This window comes from Azospirillum sp. TSO5 (assembly GCF_003116065.1).
GTDB lineage: Bacteria > Pseudomonadota > Alphaproteobacteria > Azospirillales > Azospirillaceae > Azospirillum.
In genome coordinates this window covers 1-26,428 of sequence record NZ_LGQY01000125.1, presented here as the reverse complement: position 1 = coordinate 26,428, position 26,428 = coordinate 1, and the positions used below count along the sequence as shown (strand labels likewise).

25 protein-coding genes are annotated in these 26,428 nt (G+C 68.3%); 20 read left to right on the top strand and 5 right to left on the bottom strand.

What is annotated here, in order from left to right:
- The 10 genes from TSO5_RS27030 to TSO5_RS26985 form a co-directional block, all read left to right on the top strand.
- Positions 1–487, top strand: a 487-nt coding sequence (locus tag TSO5_RS27030) for a hypothetical protein (protein WP_109154523.1), incomplete at its 5' end; no start/stop codon positions are given.
- Positions 484–1,296, top strand: coding sequence for a 4Fe4S-binding leucine-rich repeat protein (locus tag TSO5_RS27025; protein ID WP_109154522.1), 813 nt, complete (start codon positions 484–486; stop codon positions 1,294–1,296). The genes TSO5_RS27030 and TSO5_RS27025, both read left to right, overlap by 4 nt.
- Positions 1,297–1,326: 30 nt before the next feature.
- Positions 1,327–1,653: a nitrogen fixation protein NifZ gene (locus TSO5_RS27020; RefSeq protein WP_109154521.1), complete on the top strand. Its 327-nt coding sequence runs from the start codon at positions 1,327–1,329 to the stop codon at positions 1,651–1,653.
- A gap of 43 nt (positions 1,654–1,696) precedes the next feature.
- Positions 1,697–2,002: a nitrogen fixation protein NifZ gene (locus tag TSO5_RS27015; protein WP_109154520.1), complete on the top strand. Its 306-nt coding sequence runs from the start codon at positions 1,697–1,699 to the stop codon at positions 2,000–2,002.
- Between the two features lie 28 nt (positions 2,003–2,030).
- Positions 2,031–3,182: an aminotransferase class V-fold PLP-dependent enzyme gene (locus tag TSO5_RS27010; RefSeq protein WP_247870984.1), complete on the top strand. Its 1,152-nt coding sequence runs from the start codon at positions 2,031–2,033 to the stop codon at positions 3,180–3,182.
- A gap of 40 nt (positions 3,183–3,222) precedes the next feature.
- Positions 3,223–3,432: a putative nitrogen fixation protein NifT gene (gene nifT / locus TSO5_RS27005; RefSeq protein ID WP_109154518.1), complete on the top strand. Its 210-nt coding sequence runs from the start codon at positions 3,223–3,225 to the stop codon at positions 3,430–3,432.
- Positions 3,433–3,437: 5 nt separating this feature from the next.
- Complete coding sequence (locus TSO5_RS27000; RefSeq protein ID WP_109154517.1) at positions 3,438–3,722, top strand: hypothetical protein; 285 nt, start codon at positions 3,438–3,440, stop codon at positions 3,720–3,722.
- Positions 3,723–4,949 (top strand): DegT/DnrJ/EryC1/StrS family aminotransferase, encoded by a 1,227-nt coding sequence (locus tag TSO5_RS26995; protein WP_199231032.1) that lies wholly within the window; start codon positions 3,723–3,725, stop codon positions 4,947–4,949.
- A 23-nt stretch (positions 4,950–4,972) separates the two neighbouring features.
- The gene (locus TSO5_RS26990) at positions 4,973–5,860 is read left to right on the top strand and encodes an SIR2 family protein (RefSeq protein WP_109154516.1); all 888 of its coding nucleotides are present in this window, start codon (positions 4,973–4,975) and stop codon (positions 5,858–5,860) included.
- Between the two features lie 107 nt (positions 5,861–5,967).
- Entirely contained in the window at positions 5,968–7,023 is a 1,056-nt protein-coding gene (locus TSO5_RS26985) for a lipid A deacylase LpxR family protein (protein ID WP_109154515.1), read from the top strand.
- Positions 7,024–7,027: 4 nt separating this feature from the next.
- On the opposite strand, the gene TSO5_RS26980 is transcribed toward TSO5_RS26985, so the two are convergent.
- Positions 7,028–7,666, bottom strand: coding sequence for a DUF4337 domain-containing protein (locus TSO5_RS26980; protein ID WP_109154514.1), 639 nt, complete (start codon positions 7,664–7,666; stop codon positions 7,028–7,030).
- A gap of 222 nt (positions 7,667–7,888) precedes the next feature.
- Here TSO5_RS26980 and TSO5_RS26975 point away from each other — a divergent pair, with 222 nt between their 5' ends.
- From TSO5_RS26975 to TSO5_RS26935, 10 genes are all read left to right on the top strand, one after another.
- Positions 7,889–8,455 carry a septation protein A gene (locus TSO5_RS26975; protein ID WP_109154513.1) on the top strand — a complete coding sequence of 189 codons (567 nt, stop codon included), beginning with the start codon at positions 7,889–7,891 and terminating at the stop codon, positions 8,453–8,455.
- Between the two features lie 119 nt (positions 8,456–8,574).
- Positions 8,575–8,886, top strand: a complete 312-nt coding sequence (locus TSO5_RS26970; RefSeq protein ID WP_109154512.1) for a twin-arginine translocase TatA/TatE family subunit — start codon at positions 8,575–8,577, stop codon at positions 8,884–8,886.
- A 182-nt stretch (positions 8,887–9,068) separates the two neighbouring features.
- Positions 9,069–10,151, top strand: coding sequence for an SPOR domain-containing protein (locus TSO5_RS26965; protein ID WP_247870983.1), 1,083 nt, complete (start codon positions 9,069–9,071; stop codon positions 10,149–10,151).
- A 267-nt stretch (positions 10,152–10,418) separates the two neighbouring features.
- Positions 10,419–10,820, top strand: a complete 402-nt coding sequence (locus TSO5_RS26960; protein ID WP_109154510.1) for a response regulator — start codon at positions 10,419–10,421, stop codon at positions 10,818–10,820.
- Positions 10,817–13,003, top strand: a complete 2,187-nt coding sequence (locus tag TSO5_RS26955) for an exonuclease domain-containing protein (protein WP_109154509.1) — start codon at positions 10,817–10,819, stop codon at positions 13,001–13,003. The genes TSO5_RS26960 and TSO5_RS26955 overlap by 4 nt, the downstream gene beginning before the upstream one ends.
- A complete protein-coding gene (locus tag TSO5_RS32415; RefSeq protein ID WP_146203843.1) occupies positions 13,000–13,248 on the top strand; it encodes a hypothetical protein in 249 nt (82 codons plus the stop codon). Before TSO5_RS26955 ends, TSO5_RS32415 begins: the two co-directional genes overlap by 4 nt.
- A gap of 9 nt (positions 13,249–13,257) precedes the next feature.
- Entirely contained in the window at positions 13,258–16,065 is a 2,808-nt protein-coding gene (locus TSO5_RS26950) for a sensor histidine kinase (RefSeq protein WP_109154508.1), read from the top strand.
- A 293-nt stretch (positions 16,066–16,358) separates the two neighbouring features.
- On the top strand, positions 16,359–18,056 hold the full coding sequence (locus TSO5_RS26945; RefSeq protein WP_109154507.1) for a response regulator: 1,698 nt from the start codon (positions 16,359–16,361) through the stop codon (positions 18,054–18,056).
- A gap of 58 nt (positions 18,057–18,114) precedes the next feature.
- A complete protein-coding gene (locus TSO5_RS26940) occupies positions 18,115–19,809 on the top strand; it encodes a PAS-domain containing protein (RefSeq protein ID WP_109154506.1) in 1,695 nt (564 codons plus the stop codon).
- Positions 19,806–20,201 carry a response regulator gene (locus tag TSO5_RS26935; RefSeq protein ID WP_109154505.1) on the top strand — a complete coding sequence of 132 codons (396 nt, stop codon included), beginning with the start codon at positions 19,806–19,808 and terminating at the stop codon, positions 20,199–20,201. Before TSO5_RS26940 ends, TSO5_RS26935 begins: the two co-directional genes overlap by 4 nt.
- Positions 20,202–20,224: 23 nt before the next feature.
- Here the strand turns inward: TSO5_RS26935 and moeB are convergent, their stop codons facing one another.
- Genes moeB through TSO5_RS26915 form a run of 4 tightly spaced genes read right to left on the bottom strand, consistent with a single transcriptional unit; the run spans position 20,225 to position 24,464 of the window.
- Positions 20,225–21,397, bottom strand: a complete 1,173-nt coding sequence (gene moeB, locus TSO5_RS26930; RefSeq protein WP_109154504.1) for a molybdopterin-synthase adenylyltransferase MoeB — start codon at positions 21,395–21,397, stop codon at positions 20,225–20,227.
- A 9-nt stretch (positions 21,398–21,406) separates the two neighbouring features.
- Positions 21,407–21,685 carry a MoaD/ThiS family protein gene (locus tag TSO5_RS26925; protein ID WP_247870982.1) on the bottom strand — a complete coding sequence of 93 codons (279 nt, stop codon included), beginning with the start codon at positions 21,683–21,685 and terminating at the stop codon, positions 21,407–21,409.
- Positions 21,682–23,085: a TfuA-like protein gene (locus TSO5_RS26920; protein WP_109154503.1), complete on the bottom strand. Its 1,404-nt coding sequence runs from the start codon at positions 23,083–23,085 to the stop codon at positions 21,682–21,684. The genes TSO5_RS26925 and TSO5_RS26920 overlap by 4 nt, the downstream gene beginning before the upstream one ends.
- 14 nt (positions 23,086–23,099) lie before the next feature.
- Entirely contained in the window at positions 23,100–24,464 is a 1,365-nt protein-coding gene (locus TSO5_RS26915; protein WP_109154502.1) for a YcaO-like family protein, read from the bottom strand.
- Positions 24,465–26,428: the final 1,964 nt, after the last annotated feature.

Below are 26,428 nucleotides of genomic sequence, written 5' to 3'. Positions count from 1 at the left end.
CGCCCGCCGCTATTACGGCGGGGATCTTCCGCCCGAGGCGGAACGCTGCCTGCATCTGGCCGCCGCCAGCTATGCCGACAGCGGTGCGGCGCTCGCCCATCTCGCCCGCGCGGCGAAGGTCGCCCCCGGCCATCGCCTCGTCGATCTCGGCCATTACAAGTTCCACTTCTACAAGGCCAATCTCGATCAGGCGCTGGTCTATGGCGAGCGCATGATCGGCCACGCCATGGCCGCGCTCGGCGTCAACCACACCGACTGGCGGGCCGTCACCCCGACCACCGCCGATTTCCGCGGGCTGGAGCCGGCGCCCCGCCTGTTCCTGTTCGCCCTGGTTGCCATCGGTTACCTGCTGCTGCGCACCGGCCGGCTCGACGCCGGGCGGGAGGCTCTGACCAAGGTCTGCGACCTAGACCCCGACGACCGCTTCGGCGCCGCCCGCCTGATCGCCGTCACCGACCAGCATGAGCTTGAGGAGACCGGCGCATGAGCGACGACATCCTCGACTCCCTGGATTGGCGCGGCGAACCGGTGGACTGCACCACCTGCACCCACCGCGACCGCCGCCTCGCCCCCGAGACCGCCGCCATCCCGGCGGGAGGTAAGCTGGCCGGCCACTGCCTGCCGCTGAAGGCTTGCGTGCAGGACCGCTATGCCAAGCGCATCCAGCGCTTCTTCGAATGGAACCCGGACCTCGCCGCCGGCCATCTCGACCATCCCTATTTCGAAGTGCGGGCGAACGCGGCGCGCTTCGCCCCGATCTTCCAGCTTCCCCGGCTGATGAACGACCCGGACGAGACGGTGCGCTCTGTCCTGGCCCGCCGGCTGCCGCGCCGGCTGCTGCTGAAGCTGCGCGACGACCCGGACCGCGAGGTGCGGATCGCCGTCGCCGCCCGGTTGGAGGATGCCGACCTCGCCCCGCTGATGCGCGACCCCGACTGTTCGGTGCGGCTGCGCGTGGTGCGCCGAATCCCCGACGGCATGCTGCCGGCGATGATGCATGACGAGGATCCGGAGGTGCGGGTGGAGGTCGCCCGCCGCCTTTCCATGGACTGGCTGCCCAGCCTCGCCTGGGACGACAGCCCGCGGGTCCGGCTGGTGGTGGCGCAGCGGCTGCCGACGTCGAAACTCCATGTCCTGCTGCAGGATGCCGACTGGATGGTCCGCCTCGCGGTTGCCGGGCGGATCGACGCCGGACAGCTCGGCCCCCTGCTCGACGACCCGGAGGAGGAGGTGCGCGCCATCGCCCGCCAGCGCGCCGCCGGCCTCGCAATCGCCAACGACCTTCCGCCCCTGTAGCGGCCTCTCGACGGACGGAGCACCAAACCGATGACCGGACCTGAAATCGCCGTTCCCTACCGCCACGAACGCGCCCGCAGCGCCGAGGACGCCAACGAGCTGGTCGGTCCGCCGCTTTTGGAGCAGGGCTTCAAGGTCAAGGCGCTGCGCGACGTGCGCAACGACGGCACCTATCCCGGCCGGCCGGTCGGCGACTTCCTGATCCGCGAGGGCGATGTCGGCTACGTCATCTCCGTCGGGACCTATCTGCAGATGTATTACATCTACGCCGTTGATTTTTATGAAAAACGGGTCGTCGTCGGCATGCGCGCGCGCGAGCTGGAGGTGATCGACGCCCACTGCAACGACCCCCAATAACCCGGTCCAAGACCCTGGTCCCCACCTGATAAGGAGCCTCGCGATGTCCGACGTCGAAGCCGCCGCCAAGCCCGGTTTCATCCCGCCGCGCGAACCGCTGTACGACTGGGGCCTGCGGGTCACGGTGCAGGAGGACCTGTTCAACGACGGCAGCCACCCGCAGGTGCCGGACGGCGCGCTGCTGGCGCCCAAGGGCACGCCGGGCGTGATTGTCCGCGTCGGCCGCACCGAGGAAGGAAGCCTGCCGGTCTATCTGGTGGAGTTCCCCGGCGGCACCGTCGTCGGCTGCCTGGAGGAGGAGATCATCCCGGCCGACGGGTCGCGGCGCGGTGTTCCGGGTGTGATGTGATGGGCCTGATGTGATGGGGAGTGATGTGATGACCATCTACCTCGACAACAACGCCACCACGGCCCTGGCGCCCGAAGTGCGCGACGCCATGATGCCGCACCTGTTCGGGGAGTTCGCCAACCCGTCCAGCCCCCACTCCGCCGGCATGGCCGCCCGCCGCGCGGTCAGCGAGGCCAAGGCACAGATCGCCGCCTTGATCGGCGCCAAGCCCGCCGATCTGGTGATGACCGGCAGCGCCACCGAGGCGACCCACGCCGCCATCCTGGGCGCGCTCCGCGTCATCGAGGAAACTGACCATCGCCGCGACCACATCGTCACCACCGCGGTGGAGCATCCGGCGGCGCTCGCCCTGTTCGACGACCTGCGCCAACGCGGCTGGCGCGTCACCATCCTGCCGGTGAACCGCGACGGCCTGCCCTCGCTGGTCGATCTCGCCGCCGTGGTGACGGAGGCGACGGCGCTGGTCTCCATGATGTGGGCCAACAACGAGACCGGCGTGCTGATGCCGGTGGAAGGCGCGTCGGCCATCGCCCACGCCCACGGTGCGTTGTTCCACAGCGACGCGGTGCAGGCGGCCGGCCGGGTGCCGGTCGATTGCGGCATCGCCGATTACCTGACGCTGTCCGCCCACAAGATGCACGGGCCGAAGGGCGTCGGCGCGCTCTATGTGCGCAAGGGTGCGCCCTTCCACGCGCTGATCCACGGCCATCAGGAACGCCGTCGCCGCGGCGGGACGGAGAATGTGCCGGGCATCGTCGGTTTCGGCACCGCCGCTTCGCTGGCGTCCCTCTGGCTGGACGAAGCGGACCTGATCGCCTTCCTGCGCGACCGGCTGGAACAGGGCATCCTCGCCCGCTGGCCGGGTGCGGTGGTGAACGGCGCCGGCGCCGCCCGGCTGCCCAACACCAGCAACATCCGCTTCGCCGACGGCCGCGGTCATCCGATGGATGCGGAAGAGTTGCTGATGCGGCTCGACCGCGCCGGCATCGCCGTGTCGATGGGGGCGGCCTGCTCCTCCGGCGGCAACGAGCCGAGCCATGTGCTGACCGCCATGGGGTTGAGCGGCGCCCAGGCCGCCGCCAGCCTGCGCTTCTCGCTCAGCCGCTACACCACTGCGGCGGAGGTGGACGCCGTCCTGTCGGAACTGCCGGCGCTGCATGCCCGGCTGATCGCCGCCTAAGGCAAAAACGAAATCAGAACAGCAGGATGGAGTGTCCGCGATGAAGGTGATGATCCGCAAGGCGTCCGAGCAATACACGATCTACGTCGCCAAGAAGGATCTGGAGGAACCCATCGTCGAGATGGAAAAGCCGGGCCTGTGGGGCGGTTGGATCAAGATCGCCAACGGCTGGACGCTCGATTTGCCGGAGATGCCGGGCGACACCCGCCTGCCGATCACCGTCGAGGCCAAGAAACGCGGAACGGAGTGACGCCCATGGCCCTGTCTCCCGAGCACATCGACAGCATCGCCACGCTGGCCGGCCGGCTGTTCGCTGGGGGCGGCACGCTCAACGCCGTGGTCCGCGGCGTGCGCGAGGCCAACCCGGAGCTGAAGACCGTCACCGGCGCCATGGCCGCGGTGATGGCCGAGGATCCCTTCCGGGAAGAGGCGGGATTCGACCTGCATCTGGTGGACGGCAACAACCACTGCTGGCTCATCACCGACAAGCCGGAGCTTGCCACCGGCGTCGTGATCGCCCAACGGGACGAGGACGAGTGAATGAGCGATGCCGCCGCAGTTCTGCACAAGCCCTCCACCGCCGATGATGGGGATGTGGACGACTATATCCCGCTGACCGACCCCGACATTTCAGGGGCGGAGGTCGAGATTCTCGGCCGTCTGCTGTCCTCCGGGGCCTTGAGCGACGGGCGGATGGTGCGGGCTTTCGAGGATGCCTTCGCCGCCTATGTCGGCCGCGACCATGCGGTGGCGGTGTCCAGCGGCACCATGGCCACGCTGCTGATGCTGAAGGGCTATGGCATCGGCGAAGGCGACGAGGTGCTGTGCAGCCCCTTCGGCTGGCATCAGGTCCAGCATGCGGTGGCGCTGTCCGGTGCCACGCCGGTGTTGGTCGACATCGATTACTGGCAGCACACCATCAACCCGGAGAAGGCGGCGGCTCTGGTCACGCCGAAGACCAAGGCGATCCTGGCCGGCAACGTCAACGGCCACCCCGCCCATTGGGACGAGCTGCGCGCGCTGGCCGATGCCAAGAACCTGATCCTGCTGGAAGATTCGACCGAGGCCATCGGCTCCACCTACAAGGGCCGGATGGTCGGCACCTTCGGCGACGCCGCGGTCTTCAACTTTTCCGAACCCGGCATCCTGCTGGCCGGTGAAGGCGGCATGATCGTCACCGACGACCGCGACCTCGCCCACCGCCTGCGCTACATGCGCCGGCGCGAGACCGAACACCGCAACACCGTTGTCATCACCCGCACCCTGCCCTGGCAGGCAGGGATGAGCGACCTGAACGCCGCGCTGGCCCTGGTCCAGCTGAAGCGCCTGCCGGAAATCCTGACCCGCCGCAATCTGGTCATCGCCTATTACGACGCGGCGATGGCGAGCTTCGAGGGGATCAAGCCGCCCTATCGCGGGCCGGGGGCGGAGGTGGTCAACCCGATGGTCTATTGCGTCCATCTCGGCACCCGCTTCACCGCGTCGGGACGCCGCTCGATCATCGAGGATCTGGACACTCACGACATCGACGCCAGCGACTTCGGCCAGCCGCTGCACACCCAGCAATATTACATCGAGGCACTCGGCGAGGCCCTGGGCGAACAGCGGGCCGGCCGCGGCGCCTGCCCGGTCTGCACCAAGACGGCCGACCGCGTGCTGGCCCTGCCGCTGCACCGCAAGATCACCCGCGATCAGGTTGCCTTCATCGTGGAAACGCTGAAGGACGCCAGCATCAACACCGGTGCCGGCGCCGCGATCTATCTGTGAAGACCGAAAGGGAAGAGGCATCCATGCCCGTCACCACGCTTGCAACCGATTCCGACTCCGTCACGGTTCCGGACGCCGCGGCGGCGCTGGCCGATATCGCCGTGGCGCTGGCGGCGCGGCAGGTGGTGCCTTATCTCGGCCCTGGCGCCTTCGCCCTGCTGCCGCCCGACCAATGCCCGATCCCGCGCAATTCGGCGGAGCTGGTGCAGCGCCTGAACGCCAAGGTCGCCGCCCCCGGCCGCATCCGCTCCAACCTGACCGCGGTCGCCCAGTTCATCGAAACGCGCAAGCACCGCAAGACGCTGGAGACCATCCTCAACGAGATCTTCCGCCAGACCGTGCCGGCGACCCCGGTCCATGCCCTGCTGGCCGCCATTCCGGCCCCGCCGCTGCTGGTCGATGTCTGGTACGACAATGTTTTGGACAGCCTGCTGAGTGCGGCGGCCGACCGGACCTGGGGCCAGATCCAGGGGGTGTCGCACCCGCAATCGACCGGCGAATGGGTGCGCTACTACGCCCCCGACGGTGCCGAAACGACGGCCGACGCGGCGGCCGGCTGGGACACCGTGCTGTACAAGCCGTCGGGCGCGGTGACCCCGGCCGGCAACTACCTGATCTCCGACAGCGACTATGTCGAGATCCTGACGGAGATCGACATCCAGACCCCGATCCCCGCCATCGTGAAGGATCGCCGCGCCGGCCGCCATTTCCTGTTCCTCGGCTGTCGCTTCGATCACGAGATCCAGCGCACCTTCGCCCGCCAGATCGCCAAGCGCTCCTCCGACAGCCATTGGGCGGTGATCCCCGGCGAGTTGTCGAAGAACGAGGTGCGCTTCCTGGCTCTGCATGGGATCAAGCGGGTCGACATGACGCTGGAGGAAGCGGTGGAGGGATTGCGGGCAAGGGTCTGAGGATTTGAGGGCGGCTTCGGCTGCCCCTACCCCCAAAGAAGCCGCACCGCAGCGCAACACACTCCCCCTCCGTCCGTTACAGTGCGAAACGGATGGAGCGTGCCGGAATGGTGACGAACAGCGGCCCCGCTTTGGCCGTAGCATTTGCGACCCTGCTGCTGACCGCATCGGCGGCCATATCGGCGGCGAACGCGCAGGAAACCACCCCTCCTCCCGGCGATGAACCGGCGACCTCCGGCCCGGCCATCGGCTTCTGGATCGACAACGACCTGTTCGGCGGTGGGACCGACCGCTATTACACGAATGGATTCCAGTTCTATTACTTCTCCGGCGCGCGGCCGACCTACGGCAACATCGACTGGCTGGCCAATCTGGTGCCCTGGATCGATCCGGGCGGGGTGCGGCGCTATGGCTTCGCCTTCGGCCAGAACATGTATACGCCCAGCAATCTGACCGCCCGCAACCCGGACCCGCGGGACCGGCCCTATGCCGGCTGGCTCTATGGCCGGCTGTCGGTGCTGAACGAGGCGCCGACGGCGGTGGACCGCTTCGACCTCGACCTCGGCATGGTCGGCCCGGCCTCGCTGGCGGAGCAGACGCAGAAGACGGTCCACAAGATCGTCGACGGCGCCACCTACCCCGAGGGCTGGAACTATCAGCTGCGTGACGAACCGGGCGTGGTGCTGAGCTACGAGCATGTCTGGCGCGACGAGAAGCCGAACAGCCTCGGCCCGGTGGAGTGGGACTTCAGCCCCCATGTCGCCGGCAGCCTGGGCAATGTCCTGACCTTCGCCGCGGCGGGGGCCACCGTCCGGCTGGGCGGCAACATGCCGCCGCCGGTGGGCGCACTGGTGAATCGCCCGACCTCCAGCATCCCCTACCAGGACAATCCCTATTCGGAGCGGCCGGGGCGCTTTTCCTGGTATGTCTACGCCAGCGCCGAAGGGCGGGCGGTGACGCGCAACATCTTCCTGGACGGCAACACGTTCCGCGAAAGCCGGTCCGTCGCCAAGCACCCCTTCGTCGGCAGCATGCAGGCCGGCCTGACCCTGCGCTACGGCCGTTACGGCCTGACCTATGCCCAGACCCTGCAGACGCCGGAGTTCCGCGGCCAGAAATCGCTGACCAACTACGGCTCCCTGCGTCTGTCGGTCCAGTTCTGAGCCGTCAGAGGAAGGGCAGCGGCAGGATCAGGGTGAAGCCGTCCGCCGCCATCAGCACCCCGGCCGCAGCCAGCGCACGGCTGGTCCACAGGATGAAGCCCTTGTTGGTGATGGCGAAGACCGACGCCAACACGATGGCGAGCTGCAGCATGCCCTCGGCGAAGTCGAAATAGGGGTCCTGGGCCGCGGCATGGTCGCGCCGCAGTTCCGCCGCCTTCGCCTTGCCCAGCAGGTCCTTGCGGCTGTTCTTGCCCTCGTCGGCCTCCATCCGTTCGGCCGACTGGCGGTATTCGGCGGAGCGCTGCAGCGCCTTGGCCTGCGCCTCGGCCGGCATGCCGGCGGACAGCAGTTCGATCTCGTCGGCGGCAAGCCGCAAGCTGATCTGGCGCTGGGTCTTGGCCTGATAATAGGCGAAGCTGTCCGACGCCTCGATGGCGCTGGCCATCAGTTCCTTACCGGCGTTGGAACCGGCGACGCTGACGATGGCGAGCACCGCGGCCAGGACCGAAATGTAGATGGCGGTGGAGGTCTTCACCCCATGCCCGCCCTCTTCCTCGGCATGGTGCCGCTCGGCCGGGCGGTGTTTCGCCCGTTCCCGCTCATGGGCTTCGTCGATCAGATCCTTCACTTCGGCGGCTTCCATGACACATCTGCCCTTCGTCCAGTCCCCCGCCGATCAGCGGATGGCGAAAGACGTAGCGAAGCACAGGACGCGTGAAAAGCCCTGCTTGCGCTCTCTCGCACCGGACCGCGCGATGTCACCGCCTCCCGCAGCCTTTCCGCAGGCGTGGTAGCGCACCCGAATGTCCCGCACGCCGACATTCGCCCCTTTCATGGGCGGCCGGTTCGGGCTATGTCAGGGGGCATGAACCAGTTCGCACGTCTGGCGATCGAGGCCGGCCCGCTCGCCGCCTTCTTCGTTGCCAATTCGCAGGCCGGCATCATGACCGGCACCGCGGTCTTCATGGTCGCCATCACCATCGCGGTGGCGGTGTCCTGGCGGCTGGAACGCCGCATCCCGATCATGCCGGTGGTCGGCGCCGGATTCGTGCTGCTGTTCGGCGGCCTGACGCTTTGGCTGCAGGACGACCTGTTCATCAAGATCAAGCCGACCCTGGTCAATCTGCTGTTCGCCATCGTCCTGTTCGTCGCCCATGCGATGCGGCGCAATGTGATGAAGCGCCTGCTCGGCACGGTGCTTAGTCTGTCGGACGACGGCTGGCGCACGCTGGGCATCCGCTGGGCCTGGTTCTTCCTGCTGCTTGCGGTGCTGAACGAGGTGGTGTGGCGCAACTTCACCACCGACATGTGGGTCAACTTCAAGGTGTTCGGCATCATGCCGCTGACCTTGCTGTTCAGCGCCTTCCAGGCGCCGCTGATCATGCGCCACCAACTGCCGGAGGAGCCGGCGGAAAGCGGCCCGGCGGCCTGAGGGGCGTCCTTTATCACGGCGCTCCCGACGGCCGCCTCTTGTGCGGCGCGGAAGGGGCACTCACATTGGTGGCGACCGCGACGACGTCCGCTCCGACCGAATTTCAGAGGTATTGATCGATGGGCAGTTTCAGCATCTGGCACTGGATGATCGTTCTGGTCATCGTGCTTCTCCTGTTCGGCGCCGGCAAGCTGCCCAACGTGATGGGCGACATCGCCAAGGGCGTGAAGGCCTTCAAGGCCGGCCTGAAGGACGAGGACGAGGCCAATCCCCCCGCGGCGACCACCGCCCAGGCCCCTCCCGCCGCGATCAACCCGGCCCCCGCCCAGCCGGCCCAGCCCGCGGCCGCTCAGCCTGTCGCACCCCAGCCGGCCCCCACGCAGCCGGTCCAGACTCAGCCCGCCGATCCGGCCAAGCCGCACCAGGGCTGACGTCCCTTCTCTCGTGCCGCCCACCCGCCGGGCGTGACCGCATGGCGGTTTGATGGAGCGGCAAAATACGATAAAGAGAAGGGGCTTTCCGCAGCCGGGCCGTGTCACCGCGGCCCCGGCAACCGGAAGGCCCCTTTTTCTGCATTCAGCCGGCCCGCATGACGGGCAAGCGCAGGTCGACCGTGACGCTCCAGCCACCGCCCCGGCGGGCTCCCACCCTGACGACACCGACTTCCAAGGACGAGATGAAGGCCAACGGCAAACCTTCCGAGACTCCGCCGCCGGAGAACGAGGACATCGCCAAGCTGCTTCGCGCCTTGAACGAGGATCTGCGGGCCGACCCGCAGGACGAGGACGTGGAGTATGAGGAGGAGGAGCCCGCGGGCCGCAGCCTGCCGCTGGGCAAGATCGCGCTCGCCCTGCTGGCGGCCGGCGGAATCGCCGTCGGCGTGGTCTATTTCGGCTCGGGCGATCCGGCACCGGTGACGACGGCCACCAACAGTTCGGCGCCGATGGTGCCGGCGCCGGCCATTACCCGTGCGCCCTCCTCCCCGGCCCCCGTACCGACCGCCGCACCGACCGCCACGGCCCCGGCGACCGAGAGCCTGCCGGCTCCCGCCCAAACGGCGCCGGTTCAGTCGGCACCGGTGCAGGCCGCGCCATCCGCCGCGCCGCCTCCTCCGGTCGCCGCCCTGCCCGCCAGCCCGCCGCCGGTCCTGAAGGTGCCGGAGCCGCCGGCGGTGCCAGCCACCGCCCCTGCCACCTCGCCGAAACCGCGGGCCGCCGCCCCGACCGAGACCGCTCCTGCCGCGCCGGCCGCACAAAAGCCGGAGCCGGCGAAGCCCGACGCGGCCAAGCCGGAACAGCCTGCCGCCGCGCCGACCGATACCGGTTCGCTGCAGGCGATGCTTGCGCCGCCCAAGGATGCCGCGAAGCGTCCGCCCGCCGCAGCGGCCGGCAATGGCGAGTCGAAGCCGAACGCCAAGGCCTCAGCCCCGTCAGCCGCCCCCTCCAATACGCCGCCGGCCGGGCGCTATACCGTGCAGGTCGGCACCTTCACGGTGATGGCCAACGCCGATTCGCTGGCGCAGCGGCTGCAAGGCGGCGGTTTCCAGGCCTATACGGTGGACTGGACCGACAGTTCGAACCGGTCCTGGCGCGCCGTGCGCGTCGGCGGATTCCCCGATCCGGCCGCGGCCAAGCGCGAGGCGGAGCAGTTGAAATCGAAGATGGGGCTCAACCCGGTCGTCGTGACCACGCGCTGATCCCGGTCCGGACCGGCGGCGATTCGCCACCGGTTCTTGCCCCTGCGACACCGTGTCATCCAAACGAAAGCCCGGCGACGACATTTGGTCGCGGCCGGGCTTTTTCTTGGGCTCTGCACCCCCGTTCTTTGGTCGGGGGAGCCGGGAGTGCCGCTTGATCCCTGCTTGTCTTTGCTCGTACCATGGACATTCCAGGGCACGAATGCATTGCCCCGGCCACAAATTGGGAAGCCGGCAAAAGACCGGCGTACCGGAGGACGCCCCGCCATGAAGCCGACCATCCTGGTTGTCGACGACGAGCCCAGCATCGTCCTGTCGCTCCAGGTCCTCATGCAGCGCGCCGGGTTCGACGTGCGCATCGCCCGCGACGGGGATGAGGCGCTGCGCTCGGTGGAGAACTTCACCCCCGACCTGATCCTGCTCGACGCGATGATGCCGAAGCGCGACGGCTTCGACGTCTGCCAGACCCTGCGGACCAATCCGGCCTGGAAATCGCTGCCCATCATCATGCTGACGGCGCGCAGCCGCGACGTCGAACGGCAGAAGGGCATGGCACTGGGCGCCACCGACTACATCACCAAGCCCTTCTCCACCCGCGACCTGCTGACCACCGTCCGCCGCCATCTGGGCCTGACCGCCGCGACCGGTGGCGGGGAGCCGTCGCCATGACCGCCCCGGCGCCGTCAGCCACTCCCCTGCCCCGGCGCGTGATCCCGCTGGCCTTCCGCGCCGCCGGCTTCGGTCTGGTGGCGCTGGCGGTCGGGCTGGCGGCGGCGGTGCGCGGGTCGGACGCTTCGGACCCGCTGCTGACCTATGCCGTGGTGATGACGGCGGCCTGCGCCACGGCGGTATGGGGGCTCTGGCTGGCGGTCGACCGCTTTCTGCTGCGCGCCGCCGAGACCCTGAGCCGCGAGGCCGGGCTGATCGCCCATGGCAATGCGGAGGGTGCCGTCGGCGGCCGGGTGCCGCTCACCCGCTATGGCGATCTGCTGCCCATCGCCCGCGCGGTGAACGAGCTGTCGGACAAGCTGGCCCAGGTCCGCCGCGACATCGCCCGCACCGTCGCCGACCACACCGCCAAGGCGGAGGAGCAGAAGACCCAGCTCGCCGCCGTGCTGCGCGACCTGCATGAAGGCGTTCTGGTCTGCAACACCAAGCACCAGATCCTGCTCTACAACCAGACCGCCCTCGACATCCTCCACCTCGCCGGCGACCTCGGGCTGGGCCGCTCGCTTCTGCATTTCGTGGTGGCGGAGCCGGTGACCCACACGCTGGAACGGCTGACCCTGCGCGTCCGCGAGGGGCGGCACCTCAACCACGAGCACGGCACCACCGCCCAGTTCGTCGGCGCCACCACCGACGGCCGCATCCTGCTGGAAGGCCGGATGAGCGCCATCCTGCAGGATCCCGATCCGACCTCCGAAGAGCCGCCGGCCATCACCGGCTATGTGCTGACCCTGTCCGACGCCACCAGCGAGCTGGCCGCGCTCGGCCAGCGCGACGCCCTGCTGCGCGAGGCGACGGAGGGGTTCCGCGCCCCCATCGCCAACCTGCGGGCGGCGGTGGAGACGCTGTACGACGCCCCCGACCTCGGCCCTGGCGACCGCGCCGCCTTCGAAAGCGCGATGCTGGAATCCTGCGACAGCCTGTCGCAAAGGTTGGAGCGGGTGACGACCGCCTACCGCAACGTCGTCACCGGCAGCTGGCCGATGAGCGATATTCACTCCAACAACCTGATCAACCTCGTGGCCCACCGGGTCGGGGCGGAGACCGCCACCACGGTCACGCTGACCGGCCTGCCGCAATGGGTGCATGGCGACAGCCACAGCCTCGTCCTGCTGTTCGCCTATCTGATCGGGCGGGTGCAGGCGCTGACCGGCGCCGCCGCCTTCGACCTGGAGGCCGCCGGGCCGCAGGACGGCGACCGCTGGGTCTATCTCGACCTCGTGTGGGAAGGGCCGGCGGTGCCCAGCGCCACGCTGGACGGCTGGCTGGACCAGACGCTGCCCGGCGGCCTGGGTGGCCTCAGCGCCGGCGACGTGCTGCAGCACCACCGCAGCACCGCCTGGAGCGAACCGCTGCCGAACGACCTGCCCGGCGCAGCCGGCCGCGCCCGGCTGCGCGTGCCGCTGCCGCCGGCGCAGTCGCCACGCACCGCCCAGCCGCGCGCACGGGCCGGCGCCCGCCCGGAATTCTTCGATTTCGGGCTGTTGCACCAGCCGCTGGCGACCAGCGAGCTTGGCCGCACGCCGCTGGACCGCCTGCATTACGTGGTGTTCGATACCGAGACCACCGGCCTGTCGCCCAGCACCGGCGACGAGATCATCCAGATCGCTGCGGTCCGCGTCGTCGGCGGGCGCATTCTGACCGGCGAGACCTTCAACACACTGGTCGATCCCCGCCGGCCGATCCCGCCGGAATCGATCCCCTTCCACGGCATCACCGACGGCATGGTGGCGGGCAAGCCCACCATCGACGCCGTGCTGCCGCAGTTCCGCAGCTTCGTCTCCGGCGCGGTGATGGTGGCGCACAACGCCGCCTTCGACCTGAAATTCCTGAAGATGAAGGAACGGGCGGCGGGGGTGGCCTTCGACTGCCCGGTGCTGGACACCATGCTGCTGTCCCGCATGCTGCTGGGCAATGACGGAGACCACACGCTGGACGGCATCGCCGAACGGCTGGGCATCGCGGTGGTCGACCGCCACACCGCGCTGGGCGACAGTCTGGTCACCGCCGCGGTCTTCCTGCGGATGGTTGAGATGCTGCGCGAGCGCGACGTGCGGACGTTGGACGACGCCATCCGCGGCGCCAACATCCTGGTCGAACTCGCTGCCCGGGAACGCGCCTTTTGAGCGCGCCTGACGGTGAAGCGGGCCGGGACCCAGGCCGGGAATCTGGCCACGACACGGTCTCCGGCCGCCACCGCGACCGGATGATCGGCCTGTTCCTGCTGGCGGCGGCGCTGTTCAACCCGCCGCTGCTCGGCCTGTTCGGGGTGGAAGGGAGAGTCCTGGGGGTGCCGGCGCTCTATGTCTGGGTGTTCGGCCTGTGGGCGGCGGTGATCGCGCTGGCCGCGCTGGCCGGCCGGACGCGATAGGGGCGCGGCATGGAGGTCGGACTGGATTGGACCGCCGTCCTGGTCGCCGCCCTCGCCTATCTTTCCGCCCTGTTCGCCATCGCCCATTGGGCCGACCGGCGGGAGGCGGCGGGGCGCAGCGTCATTGCCTCGCCCACCGTCTTCGCGCTGTCGCTGGGCGTCTACTGCACGACCTGGACCTTCTACGGATCGGTCGGGCGGGCGGCGACGCTGGGCATCGGCTTCCTGCCGGTCTATCTCGGCCCGACCCTGCTGATGTTGCTGGCACCGCTGGTCCTGCGCAAGATCCTGCGGATCGCCAAGACGCAGCGCATCACCTCCATCGCCGATTTCCTCGCCAGCCGCTACGGCCACAGCCCGCTGTTGGGCGGTCTGGTGGCATTGACCGCGACCGTGGGCGTGACCCCCTACATCGCCCTGCAGTTGAAGGCGGTGGCCGTCAGCTTCGACGCGCTGACCGGCGGCGGCGGGCTGGGTCCGGCGGAAGGTCCGTTTCTCGACCATGGTTTCCTGATCGCCGCGGTGATGGCGCTTTTCGCCATCGTCTTCGGCGCCCGCCAGATCGACGCGGCGGAGCATCATCCCGGCATGGTCGCCGCCATCGCCCTGGAATCCCTGGTCAAGCTGGTCGCTTTCCTGGCGGTCGGGCTGTTCGTGGTCTGGGGTCTGCATGACGGGCTGGGGAGCCTGTTCGATGCCGCCGCCGCCCGTTCCGACCTTGCCCGCCTGATGGGCAGCGATCCGGCGCTCGGCCATACGCCGGCGGGAAACGGGCCAGTGGGAAATGGGCTATGGGGCGCCTGGGTCACCACCACCATCCTGTCGGCCGCGGCGATGCTGTGCCTGCCGCGCCAGTTCCAGGTGATGGTGATCGAATCGGTGGACGAACGCCATCTGGACCGGGCGGTCTGGCTGTTCCCGCTCTATCTCCTGCTCATCAACCTGTTCGTGCTGCCGGTTGCCCTGTCGGGGCTGCTGAGCTTCGGTGGACGGCTCGATCCGGACCTGTTCATGGTCGCCCTGCCGCTGAGCGGCGGAGCGGACTGGCTGGCGCTGCTGGCCTTCCTGGGCGGGCTGTCGGCGGCGGCCGGGATGATCGTCGTGGAGTCGGTGGCGCTGTCCACCATGCTGTGCAACGATTTGGTGATGCCGATCCTGCTGCGCACCCGGTCGCGGGCGCTGGCGCGCTCCGCCGATCTGGCACCGCTGCTGCTGTCGGTCCGGCGCATCGCCATCGTCGCGATCCTGCTGTTCGGCTACGCCTATTTCCGGCTGGCGGGATCGGCCTACGCGCTGGTGTCGATCGGGCTGATCTCCTTCACCGCGGTGGCGCAGTTCGCCCCGGCCCTGATCGGCGGCCTTTACTGGCGCGGAGCGACCCGGCGCGGCGCCATCGGCGGGGTGACGGCCGGGACGCTGGTCTGGGCCTACACCCTGCTGCTGCCCAGCTTCGCGCGGTCGGGCTGGCTGCCGGCCAGCTTCATCGCCGACGGGCCATGGGGCATCGCCGCGTTGCGGCCCTATGCGCTGTTCGGGCTGGAGGGTTGGGATTCGCTGGCGCATTCCCTGTTCTGGACCGCGCTCGCCAACATCGGTGCTTATGTCGGCCTGTCGCTGTTCGACCGGCCCGGCGCTGCGGAGCGGGCGCAGGCCGCCGCCTTCGTCGATGTCTTCCAGTCGGCGCCGAACGGTGCCGTGCCGCTGCGGGAAGCGCCGCCGGACTGGCGCAGCGCCGCCAGCGTCGGCGACCTCACCCGCGTGGTCGCCCGTTTCCTCGGGCCCCAGCGTGCCGAGCGTGCCTTCGCCGGTGCCGATCCGGATGAGCCGGCCGGGCCGGAACGGCTGCGGCTGGCCGAGCGGCTGCTGGCCGGCGCGATCGGCGGGGCGTCCGCCCGCGTCGCCCTCGCGTCCTCCGTCTCCGCCGGGGCGGTGGAGGCGGCGGAGCTTCTGCGCATGCTGGACGAGACCAGCGACGTCATCGCCCACAGCCGCGAGTTGGAACGCAAGACCGCGGAACTGGAGCGCGCCACCGACGCCCTGCGCGCCGCCAATGAACGGCTGACCGAGCTGGACCGGCTGAAGGACGATTTCCTGTCCACCGTCACCCATGAGCTGCGCACGCCGCTGACCTCGATCCGGGCGCTGAGCGAGATCCTGCACGACGACCCCGACCTCGATTCCGACCAGCGGCAGGAGTTCCTGGCCGTCATCATCAAGGAGAGCGAGCGGCTGACCCGCCTGATCAATCAGGTGTTGGACATGGCGAAGATCGAGGCGGGGGCGCTGGACTGGCGGATCGAGACCATCGACGCCGGACCGGCGCTGGCCGAGGCGGTCGCGGCGACGGAGGCGCTGTTCCTGGAGCGCGGCATCACCCTGTCGGTGGATATTCCGGATAACCTGCCGCCGGTGCGCGGCGACGTCGACCGGGTGATCCAGGTGGTCGTCAACCTGCTGTCCAACGCCGCCAAATTCACGCCACCCGGCGGCCGGACCCGTATGGAGACCCGGTTGGAAACTGGCTTCCTGCGGGTGACCGTTAGCGACAGCGGCCCCGGCGTTCCGGCGAAGGACCGCGAACTGGTGTTCGACCGCTTCCGACAGTCCGGCGACACGCTGACCGGCAAGCCGGCCGGCACCGGCCTGGGGCTTGCCATCGCCAAGCGAATCGTCGAGCATCTCGGCGGCCGGATCGGGGTGGCGGACGCGCCGGCCGGGCCGGTCCCCGAGTCGGGCAAGGGCGCCGCATTCTGGTTCACCCTGCCGCTCGCCGGGAGCGCGGCCGATGTCCAGGAGCTTGGAGAGCGGCGGGAGTGAGCAGGCGCCGATCCGCTACAATGGTCTGGCGGGGCCGCAATCCCGTGTTATCCTGCAGGATATCCTGCGCTCTACATCAAAACCACACATTGAAAAAGGATTTTCGCTTGCGGTCCGGCCCAAGCTCTCGCCCGGAAAGGCATACAACCGATGGGGTGCCCTACGCCACAGCCCTTCCCGTTCGGACGATGCGCGCTTATGGTAGGCTGCGCGGAGCCAGGGGCGCTAATGGGCGCTATGCGGGTCCGGCGGAGCGGCCCGCCTGTCGGGCGGGTTGGCGGTAGGAAGGCGGGATGGGCAAGATACTGGTTGTCGACGACGAGCGGGACGTCCAGACGCTGATCATGCAGCGTTTCCGCCGCGCCGTACGTGCCGGCGAACTGGAATTCCTGTTCGCCCATGACGGCAAGGAGGCGCTGGAGACCCTGCGCGCCCGGCCCGACATCGACATGGTGCTGAGCGACATCAACATGCCGGGCATGGATGGGCTGACCCTGCTGGACCATCTGCCGCAGGTGAATGCCGACATCCGGGCGGTGATGGTGTCGGCCTACGGCGATCTCGGCAATGTCCGCGCGGCGATGAACCGCGGCGCCTTCGACTTCATCATCAAGCCCATCGACTTCGCCGACCTGGAAGCCACCATCCACAAGACGCTGGAGGCCTGCCGTTCGGTGCGCCGGCTGCGCGACGCGCTGCAGGAAACCCGGACGGCGGAGGCGGCATCGCGTGCCCAGGCCGCCCGCCTGCGCCGGGTCCTGGACGGCAGCCCGATCGGCGTGGCGATCATCACGGAAAGCGGCGAGCTGCTTTACTGCAACCAGCGCTGCACCGACCTGTTCGGCGTGACGGCGGAGACGCTGCAGCTTCACTGCGCCCCCACCCTGTTCCGCCATGTCCAGGATCGGCTGACGGGGCGGCCATCGGAAACCGAGGCTTTGTCGGCTTCGGAAGAGATCCATTACGTGCGCGAGGACGGGCGCACGGTGTGGATGGCGATGTCCGTCGACCGTACCAACTATGAAAGCAAGCCGGTCTTCATCGTCTGGCTCTATGACATCACCGAACGCAAGGTGCAGGCGGAAGCGCTGCGCCGTGCCAAGGATTCGGCCGAACAGGCGCTGGCCGATCTGGAACGCATGCAGTCCGACCTGATCCGGGCGGAGAAGATGGCGGTGATCGGACAGCTGATCGCCGCTGTCGCGCACGAGATCAACACGCCCGTCGGCATCGCGCTGACCGCCGCCACCCATCTGCAGACCGCATCGGAAGCGATCATCCTGACCTTCAACGGCGGACAGCTGCGCAAAAGCGATTTTCAGGAGTATATCGGCACGGCCAGCGAGGTTTCGACGCTTCTGGTCGCGAACATCGAACGCGCCGCCGCCCTGATCCAGAGCCTGAAGCTGGTGACGGAGGGCAAGGCCAACTCCCCGCGCAGCCGCTTCGACCTGCGCGACTATCTGTCCGACATCGTGCTGGCGGTGCAGGTGCAGCCGGCCGCGTCCAGGCACCAGCTGGTTCTTGACTGCCCCGACGGCATTGCCCTCGACACCTACCCCGGCGCGCTGACCGAGGTGCTGTTGGCCCTGCTGACCAATGCCTTCGCCCACGCCTTCGAGACGGAACCGGCCGCGGCGGCCGTCGTGGAAGGCGTCGGTGCGATGGCCGCTGGCGGGGCCGATGGTCTGGAAGAGGGGCCGGATGGCAGCCGGAACCGCCGGGGCCGGGTCACGGTTTCGGTCCGGCTGCTCGACAACGAGCGGATCGAACTTGGCGTGTCCGACAACGGCCGCGGCATCCCGGACGACATCCAGCCACGGCTTTTCCAGCCCTTCGCCACCACCCGGCGTGGATCGGGCAGCATGGGGCTGGGGCTTTATGCGGCGTTCAACCTCGTTACCGGCAAGCTGGGCGGCGAGATCGACATCGACAGCGTGGTCGGCCGTGGAACGACCGTGATCCTGCGCCTGCCGCTGGATGCCCCCTGACACGGCTTGGATGACCACCTCGCAAGACCGAAACGGGCGACGGGAAACGGATACGGACATGGACGATTTCACCAACCGTAAGGTTTTGCCGCCCCGGTCCGTGCAGGAAGCCCTGGACCTTGGGCGCGTCTACCACGACCAGCTGGTCGCCGCGATGCCCGGTCTGCTCGTCCACTGCAACGACACCATTCTGCATTGCAGCGCCACCCTCGCCCGCCTGCTCGGATATGAGTCGGCCGAAAGCATCCAGGCATTGCCCGGCGCCATGACGCTGGTCCCCGAGGACGACCGGCATACGGAACAGGATGTCTACACGCGCTGCCTGAAGGGACTGATCCGGTCGCAGGTTCGCCGGATCAAGCGCCACCGCGCGGACGGCACCGTCCAGTGGTTCGACCAGCTCATGGAGTCGGTGGATTGGGGCGGTCAGCCAGCGGTGATGGAGATGTTGACCCTGATGCGCCCGCTGGCCGCCAATGCCGAGCTGCCGCACCAGGAGCAGCTGTTGCAGGCGGCGATCGACGCCATGCCGAACGGCGTTCTGATGCTGGATCGCGACCTGAACGTCGAAGGCGCCAACAGCGAATTCTACCGGCTGTGGGACTATCCCATCGGCATGTTTCCCCCGGGAACGGCCGTTGCCTTGATTTTGACCTATAACCACGCACGCGGCGATTTCGGCGACGTTCCCTGTGAAGAGACGGTCGCGGAATTGTGCTCCCGTTATCTGGTCAAGGGGGTCTTCAACTCCGAGCGCCGCGTTCCGAACGGCCGCACCCTCGATATTCGCACCGCACCACGTGCCGATGGCGGCTATGTCATCACCCACCATGACATTACCGACCGCAAACGCATCGAGGATGAGCTGCGCCAAGCCAAGGAGCGTGCCGAAGCGATCCTGAAGGAACTGCGTGAAACCCAGCGGCAGTTGATCGTGCAGGAAAAGATGGCCGCACTGGGCCAACTGACCGCCGGAATTGCCCATGAATTGAAGAATCCGCTGAACTTCGTCAACAATTTCGCCGAGCTTTCGGGAGAATTGCTGGACGAGCTGCTGGAGTTATTGGAGCCGCTGAACGGCCATCTCGATGATGCCACACGTATCGATGTCAACGACCTGGCCGGCAGCCTGCAAGGCAATTTGCGCAAGATTGCCGACCATGGCCGGCGCGCCGACGGCATCGTCAAAAGCATGCTGGCCCATTCGCGTGGCGGCGGTGGCGAGTGGCAGGCGACGGACCTGAATGCGCTGGTCGAAGAGGCACTGACCCTGTCCTACCATGCCTTCCGTGCCCAGGACCGTGCCTTCAACGCCATATTGGATAAGCACTTCGACCTTGTGGTCGGCGAGGTGAAGCTGGTGCCGCAGGACGTGTCGCGTGTCCTGGTCAACCTGTTCACCAACAGCTTCTACGCGATCCGGAAACGCCAACTGATCTGCGGCGACCCGAATTTCGCGCCAAGGGTCGACGTTACAACCTCTGCAAGCGCCGCCGACGTGTCGATCCGGATCCGGGACAATGGCATCGGCATGTCGCCGGCCGTGCTCGACAAGCTGTTCACGCCCTTCTTCACCACCAAGCCGACCGGGGAGGGGACCGGGTTAGGTCTTTCGCTGAGCTATGACATCGTGGTACATCAGCACAGGGGGCGATTCGACGTGTCCAGCGTCGAGAACGACCACGCCGAATTCACAATCACGCTGCCACGTGCAGCGACCGCGGTGTCGTTAGGGGAGCGCCGAAAGACATGACCCTGGGAATTCTTGTCGTCGACGACGAACCCGACATCGAGGATCTGTTCCGCCAGCGCTTTCGTGCCGAACTCCGCCGGGGTGAATTGGTCTTTCACTTCGCCGCTTCGGCCGAGGAAGCGCTGCAAAGTCTGAACTCCGGACTGCAACCGGAGGCGGTGCTCGTTCTCAGCGACATCAACATGCCGGGCATGAGCGGGCTGGACCTGCTGGAGCGCCTGCGGGTCGACTCGCCGGACGTGCCGGTCATCATGGTCACCGCCTATGGCGACAACGAGAACCGCCGCCGGGCGCTCGACATCGGTGCCGCGGATCTGGTGACAAAGCCCGTCGATTTCGTCGCGCTGAAAAAGCTGGTTCACAGCGTCATCGAGCAGAAAAACGCCGCCTGACGAGGCATCCCGGTCCATTCCGTTCATGCCCCGCACACGGCCGCCCCACATACGGCGGTGATGTCGGTCAGTTCGGATGATGCGCCGGCTGCACAGGACGGGCAGTGCGGGTCGACCGGAACCGCGATCTCGCTGAACTCGCCCCGCAGGCCGTCATAGAGCAGCAGGCGGCCGGCCATCGGTTCTCCCAATCCCAGCAGAAGCTTGATCGTCTCGGCCGCCATGATGGTGCCGATCACGCCGGGTAGCACGCCCAGCACGCCGGCCTCGGCGCAGGAGGGGGCGTATTCGGCCGGCGGCGGTTCCGGGAACAGACACCGGTAACACGGGCGCACGTCCGGCGCGGCGCCGCCGAACACCGAGACCTGGCCTTCGAACCGGAAGATGGCGCCGTAGACGTTCGGCACGCCAAGCCGCAGGCAGGCATCGTTGACGAGATAGCGCGTCGGCAGATTGTCGGACCCGTCGACCACCACGTCATGGCCGGCAAGCAAATCCAGCACGTTGGCGGCTTCCAGCCGGGCTTCGTGGGCCACCACCTCGATGGTCGGGTTCAGGTCGAGCAGCGCGGTCCGTCCGCTCTCCACCTTGCACTGCCCCAGCCGGCTTTCGGCATGCAGAATCTGCCGTTGCAGATTGCTGCGCTCCACCCGGTCGTCGTCGATCAAGGTCAGCCGGCCGACGCCGGCAGCCGCCAGATACAGCGCGATCGGCGAGCCCAGGCCGCCGGCGCCGATCAGGGCGACGCGGCTGCGCAGCAGCTTGTGCTGTCCGGCCTCGCCAACCTCGGGCATGGTCAGGTGACGGCGGTAGCGCTCGCGCTGGGCGGCGTCGAGCCGCGGCGGCACCTCCACCGGCAGGCCCGCGGCCTTCCAGGCGGAGAAGCCGCCGGCGACCGAACGCACATCCCCATAGCCCAGCCGCAGCAGATCCTCGGCCGCGAACAGCGACCGGGTGCCGCCGGCGCACATCAGCAGGATCGGGCGCGCCGGATCGGGCGCCGCGTCTTCGATGCGCAGTTCCAGGAAACCGCGCGGCAGGCGCAACGCCCCGGCCGGCGTGCCGGTCGCCGTTTCCTCATCCTCGCGGACGTCGACGAGCAGGGCGCCTTCGGCCTGGAGGGACTGCGCCTCGGCGGCGGCGACCTCCGGAATACGGGCGCGCAGGTCGGACAGGCGTCGGTCCTTCAAGCTCATGACTGCTCCTCAACCACCCGCCAGGGCGACCATCAGCGTCAGGGTGGCGCCGGCCGGCACTGCGGCCTCCAACCCACCCAGACGCCGCACGTCGTCGCGACCGAGATAGACGTTCACGAAGCGGCGCAATTCGCCCTCCGCGGTGAACAGCCGGTCGCGGAACGCCTCCTGCCCGGCGGTCAGCGCCGCCAGCGCCTCGCGCACGGTGGCACCCGGAACCGCCACCTGATCCTTCCCGCCGACGAAGCCACGCAGCGGGGTCGGTATCCGAATCGTCACCTCGGTCACGCCTGCATCTCCTCTTCGGAAAGGGCCTCCGCGGCCTTGCCAAGCGCCGCCTCCGCCTCGGCGGCCAACCGGCGGAACAGGTCGCGCACCTGCTTGGCCCGCATCAGGTCGATGCGCAGGTCGAGCACGTCCTTGAAGCCGTTCTCGTTGGCCCAGACGTCGGCCGGCGCATCCATGCGGCAGTTGGTATGGGCCAAATGGTCGGCGATCAGTTCATCGATCGAGTCGGTCGGCTGCTGGCTGTTGTCGCCGAAATGCAGCGCCATCACCTGTTCGATCAGCGCCGCCTCCTCCGCCGTCGCCTCGTACAGCCCACGCAGGCGCAGTTCGTTCAGCACCGGCTTGGTCGTGCGCGCCAGCATGCGGCGGGGAATCAGCCAGCGGATCATCGCCCGCTCGACCGCCAGTTCATGCATCAGTTCGGCGAATTCGGCCTCGGTCAGGTCGTTGCGGCGGCACCAATCGGCCAGCGCCTCCGGGCTGCCGAGCTGCCTTGCGCTGCAGAAACGCCACACCTCGGCATCGACCGCCGCCTGATCGACGGTCACGCCGACCACCTCCGCCAGTTGAATGATCAACAGCCGGCCAAGCGCCGCCTTGTTGATCTGGGCGAAGTCGGGACGGTGCAGAGCCGCATGGCTGGCAATTTCCGACAGCGGCACGCTGTAGCCGCCGTGGGCGACGCGCCGGTCACGCTCATACAGAACGTTGAACGCATGCGAGGCGTTGAAGGTGAAGGGGGCCGGACGCGGCGGCATGATCAGGCTGGCGAGATAGCTCAGCAGCGCTTCGGCGTCGCGGCGCTTCTGGTCGACCGCACCGACCGCCAGGAAGGCTTCGATCCGCTCCGCCTCCGCGTCGGTCAGCCCGGCATCCGCCCAGATGCGGTCGCGCTTGCGATCGGTGAAGTAGAGCCGCTTCGCAGCAGCGATCACCCGGTCGTGCAACCCGGCGTCGACCACTCCAGCCGTCCGCGCGGCCGCCATGCTGGCGCGCAGATTCACCAGTGGCTCCGACAACGGGAAATAGCCGTCTTCGGGTCCGGCGTGGGCGAGCGCAACCTCGTCGTCGCCGGTCAGTCGGCCGTCGATGAACTGCCGCGCCACCTCGCCCACAGGCACCATGCCGAAGGGATGGCATTCCGCCGCCCGCAGGGCGCCCATGCTGGAGGCGCCATAGACGGCGATCCCGCTGTGCAGGGCGAACAGGATCTCCTTGTGCCAGACCGACAGGGATTGGCCGAACACGCCGTCGATCAGAGCGATCACGTCCGGGCGATGAATGGTCATCGCGCTGAGGACATCCGCCTGTGCCGCCGGCGGCAGATAGATCGCGTCGGGCAGCAGCGCCCGGGCGTCGTCCAACGGCATCGTCGGGCCGAGGAACACGCAGATCTTCATGCGCCCTGTCCTGTTCATGCGACCGCTCCCACCAGACCGGCCTGCGCCTGCAGGGCCTTGGCGAAGGCCAGGGGGCGTGCGCCCGGGGTGTAGAAATCGAAAAGATACCCTTCCAGACCGGGCACCACCACCCGCACGACCGGAATGCCGATCTCCGGCTGGGTCAGGTCGAAGACCAGGGCCTGTTCGATGCCGGATCGGCGCAGAACCTCCAACAGTATCGCGATATCGCCCTCGAAGGTCGGCGCCGAGAGATTCGCGTGGCGCCGGCCGTCCACATTGCACGGCGTGCTTTCCAGTGCCGCGATTTCCGCCGTGCCGTCGGCGTTCTGGTTGCGGATCAGGTCGCGGCGGAAGAAGTCGTCCCGCGATCCCGCGATCAGCACCAGGCGCGACTGCACCGCTTCGGTCAGGGCACGGCACATGGCGACCGCCGGCTCCAGATGGCTGCCGTAGCCGCGATGCATGCCCGTCTTGCGGACATCCCGGTCATAAACCATCGCCATATAGCTCGGCACCCCCATGTCGGTGGTGACGTCGAACAGCAACGGACAGATGCCGGCTTCATCGAAACGGCGCAGCAGATCAAGGACGGAGGGCGCGTCGATGGTCGACAGGTCCACCCGCGGCATCGGAATGCGCAGCGCGTCGCTGGCATAGCGCCAGCACGCCACCGAGTCGCGCTCGATCACCTCGTAGAGGCCGGCGGCGATCGCCTCAAGGATGTGGTTGCCGCTGGCCAGTCCGTTGGTCCCCATCGCATAGAAACTGCGCAGGCCCGGCCGGGCGACCGGATTGCTGTAGAGGCCGACGGAGGTCCACGGCGCGGCGACCGGGCGTCCGTTCATCAGATCCCAGCCCCAGGTCCAGAATTCCGGATTGTCGGGACGGAAAGCTCCGCCCTTGGTGCCGGGGATCCGGTCGAGCGGAATGCGCCCGTCGGCGGGCAACTGGTTCCAGCTGACCTCCAGGTAAGGAAGCTGCAACGTCTCGGCGTGATAGAACTCGATCGCCTCCATCGCGGCCGACACGGTGGCGGCAGCAAGGCTGAAGCCCTTGCCGGCACTGCCCGACAAAGTAGGGCTGTTGGGCCGGTGACCCAGCACCGTGTGGATGCCCAACCGGTCGAGCCCGGTGACGTCGGCCAGCCGAGTGATCCCGCAGCGCGCGAAATGGGGGGAGATGCGCACCAGCGTCTCTTCAGGAGTCGCCGTGCGATGGGTGCCCAGGAAGAAGCGCTTGGCCGCATGGTGGACGGTATCGCCCAGCCGGATACCGAACGGCGCCGCTCCATTCGGAGCCGGAGAGACACCGGACTGCAGTGCGGCCGGAGGCGGAGATGCCGGGCGGCTTTGATCGAACGAAGCGTTGACTGGCATGGGTGCGGTCTGGGCCCTCGGCTGCGGCCGGTTCGGAAAGGGACGTCAGCATTCATCGTCCCACCGCGATCGGCAAGAGCCAACTCGGCGGAACCACTCAGCGGAACAAGCGTGACGCGGGGCCGGACGCCGCGAGGACGCCGGCCCCCTCGACATCACGACTTGATCGGCGTGTCGTCGTCGGTCGCCGGCGGATTGGCCGTGCCCGCAGCACTGGCCGCAGGCGACGGAGCGCCAGCCGCAGCGAACCCGGCCATACCCGCAGCGCTGGCCGCAGGCGACAGTGCGCCCGCCGCGGCAAACCCGGCCATACCCGCAGCGCTGGCCGCAGGAGACGGTGCACCCGCTGCGGCGAACCCGGCCATGCCAGCAGCGCTGGCCGCAGGCGACGGAGCGCCCGCCGCAGCGAACCCGGCCATACCCGCAGCGCTGGCCGCAGGCGACGGAGCGCCCGCCGCAGCGAACCCGGCCATACCCGCAGCACTGGCCGCAGGAGACGGTGCGCCGGCCGCAGCGAACCCGGCCATGCCAGCGGTGCTGGCCGCAGGCGACGGAGCGCCCGCTGCAGCGAAGCCGGCCATGCCAGCGGCGCTGGCCGCAGGCGACGGAGCGCCGGCCGCAGCGAACCCGGCCATGCCAGCAGCGCTGGCCGCAGGAGACGGAGCGCCGGCCGCGGCGAACCCGGCCATACCCGCAGCGCTGGCCGCAGGCGACGGAGCGCCAGCCGCAGCGAAGCCGGCCATACCCGCAGCACTGGCCGCAGGAGACGGTGCGCCGGCCGCAGCGAACCCAGCCATACCCGCAGCACTGGCCGCAGGGGACGGAGCGCCAGCCGCAGCGAACCCAGCCATACCCGCAGCACTGGCCGCAGGGGACGGTGCACCCGCTGCGGCAAACCCAGCCGTGCCGGCGGCACTCGCCGCAGGAGACGGAGCGCCAGCCGCAGCGAACCCGGCGGTGCCAGCAGCACCCGCTGCAGCAAACCCAGCCATACCCGCGCCGCTGAAAGCAGGCGACGGAGCGCCAGCCGCGGCGAACCCGGCGGTACCGGCAGCGCTGGCCGCAGGAGACGGAGCGCCCGCCGCAGCGAACCCAGCCGTGCCAGCAGCACCCGCCGCAGCGAACCCGGCGGTGCCGGCGGCGCTGGCCGCCGGCGACGGTGCACCTGCGGCGGCGTGCCCGGCCATGCCTGCGCCGGCAAAGGAGGGAAGCGCGACGCCGGCCAGCGAAACAGCCGATGCCGCATTGGCAATCGATTCAGCGACCGTTGCGACACCGGTCTCGTTTGACAGGTTGCCGAATGCCTCGGCCGCGGCAGAGCGCACATCCTCGGCCGTTATTCCGGCGAAACCGCTCTGCGCGAGAAGCGCTTGCTTGCCGGCAATATCCGACGTGTTCAACTGATCTCTAAATCCGCCATCGGTGGCGAGACGCTTTATAAGGTCAAGAGCCTGTTCGCTGGCCATTTGGCCCCTCCTGCAACGGGACTGCCAATTCGATTGTTACTATCGTTGAGCAACAGCTAAACCAATAGCATAGGCAATCGAGTTGGTTTCTACCAAAATCCGACGGATTCCGAGCGATCGCGCATAAATTTAATATTGGGCCGCTGACCAGTCAGGCGACGGAAATTGCATCGATTCGCCAAGAAAGCGGCGCCCATTGATCCAATGCGCCAAATCTTAAGAACGACACGCAAAGACAAAATGATCGTCGCGATAAACCAGTGTCAAAAAAGGCAGGCCGACTGGAGCGACTCGGCATTGCTCCAGTCAGCCCGCCCATTACCGTTCCTGAATTCAGGCGGCCTTCTGATAAGCAGAGGCGGAGGCACCGCTGAAATTCGCGGTGAACGACGCCATCACATACACATCGGCCGTCTCGATCGCAGACGCGCTCATCGCAACGTGCCGCGGAGCCAACGTACGACCGTCGGCCGTCTCAATCGCAGACGCGCTCATCGC

Excerpts from the sequence above, each read along its gene's own strand:
- TSO5_RS26945 (WP_109154507.1), top strand. The coding sequence starts at position 16,359 with ATGGGCAAGATACTGGTTGTCGACGACGAGCGGGACGTCCAGACGCTG.
- TSO5_RS26955 (WP_109154509.1), top strand. The coding sequence starts at position 10,817 with ATGACCGCCCCGGCGCCGTCAGCCACTCCCCTGCCCCGGCGCGTGATC.
- TSO5_RS26960 (WP_109154510.1), top strand. The coding sequence starts at position 10,419 with ATGAAGCCGACCATCCTGGTTGTCGACGACGAGCCCAGCATCGTCCTG.
- TSO5_RS26940 (WP_109154506.1), top strand. The coding sequence starts at position 18,115 with ATGGACGATTTCACCAACCGTAAGGTTTTGCCGCCCCGGTCCGTGCAG.
- TSO5_RS26990 (WP_109154516.1), top strand. The coding sequence starts at position 4,973 with ATGCCCGTCACCACGCTTGCAACCGATTCCGACTCCGTCACGGTTCCG.
- TSO5_RS26985 (WP_109154515.1), top strand. The coding sequence starts at position 5,968 with ATGGTGACGAACAGCGGCCCCGCTTTGGCCGTAGCATTTGCGACCCTG.
- TSO5_RS26980 (WP_109154514.1), bottom strand. The coding sequence starts at position 7,666 with ATGGAAGCCGCCGAAGTGAAGGATCTGATCGACGAAGCCCATGAGCGG.
- TSO5_RS27010 (WP_247870984.1), top strand. The coding sequence starts at position 2,031 with ATGACCATCTACCTCGACAACAACGCCACCACGGCCCTGGCGCCCGAA.
- TSO5_RS27015 (WP_109154520.1), top strand. The coding sequence starts at position 1,697 with ATGTCCGACGTCGAAGCCGCCGCCAAGCCCGGTTTCATCCCGCCGCGC.
- TSO5_RS27000 (WP_109154517.1), top strand. The coding sequence starts at position 3,438 with ATGGCCCTGTCTCCCGAGCACATCGACAGCATCGCCACGCTGGCCGGC.
- TSO5_RS26970 (WP_109154512.1), top strand. The coding sequence starts at position 8,575 with ATGGGCAGTTTCAGCATCTGGCACTGGATGATCGTTCTGGTCATCGTG.
- TSO5_RS26935 (WP_109154505.1), top strand. The coding sequence starts at position 19,806 with ATGACCCTGGGAATTCTTGTCGTCGACGACGAACCCGACATCGAGGAT.
- TSO5_RS27025 (WP_109154522.1), top strand. The coding sequence starts at position 484 with ATGAGCGACGACATCCTCGACTCCCTGGATTGGCGCGGCGAACCGGTG.
- TSO5_RS26920 (WP_109154503.1), bottom strand. The coding sequence starts at position 23,085 with ATGAAGATCTGCGTGTTCCTCGGCCCGACGATGCCGTTGGACGACGCC.
- TSO5_RS26995 (WP_199231032.1), top strand. The coding sequence starts at position 3,723 with ATGAGCGATGCCGCCGCAGTTCTGCACAAGCCCTCCACCGCCGATGAT.
- nifT (WP_109154518.1), top strand. The coding sequence starts at position 3,223 with ATGAAGGTGATGATCCGCAAGGCGTCCGAGCAATACACGATCTACGTC.
- TSO5_RS26915 (WP_109154502.1), bottom strand. The coding sequence starts at position 24,464 with ATGCCAGTCAACGCTTCGTTCGATCAAAGCCGCCCGGCATCTCCGCCT.
- TSO5_RS26950 (WP_109154508.1), top strand. The coding sequence starts at position 13,258 with ATGGAGGTCGGACTGGATTGGACCGCCGTCCTGGTCGCCGCCCTCGCC.
- moeB (WP_109154504.1), bottom strand. The coding sequence starts at position 21,397 with ATGAGCTTGAAGGACCGACGCCTGTCCGACCTGCGCGCCCGTATTCCG.
- TSO5_RS26975 (WP_109154513.1), top strand. The coding sequence starts at position 7,889 with ATGAACCAGTTCGCACGTCTGGCGATCGAGGCCGGCCCGCTCGCCGCC.
- TSO5_RS27020 (WP_109154521.1), top strand. The coding sequence starts at position 1,327 with ATGACCGGACCTGAAATCGCCGTTCCCTACCGCCACGAACGCGCCCGC.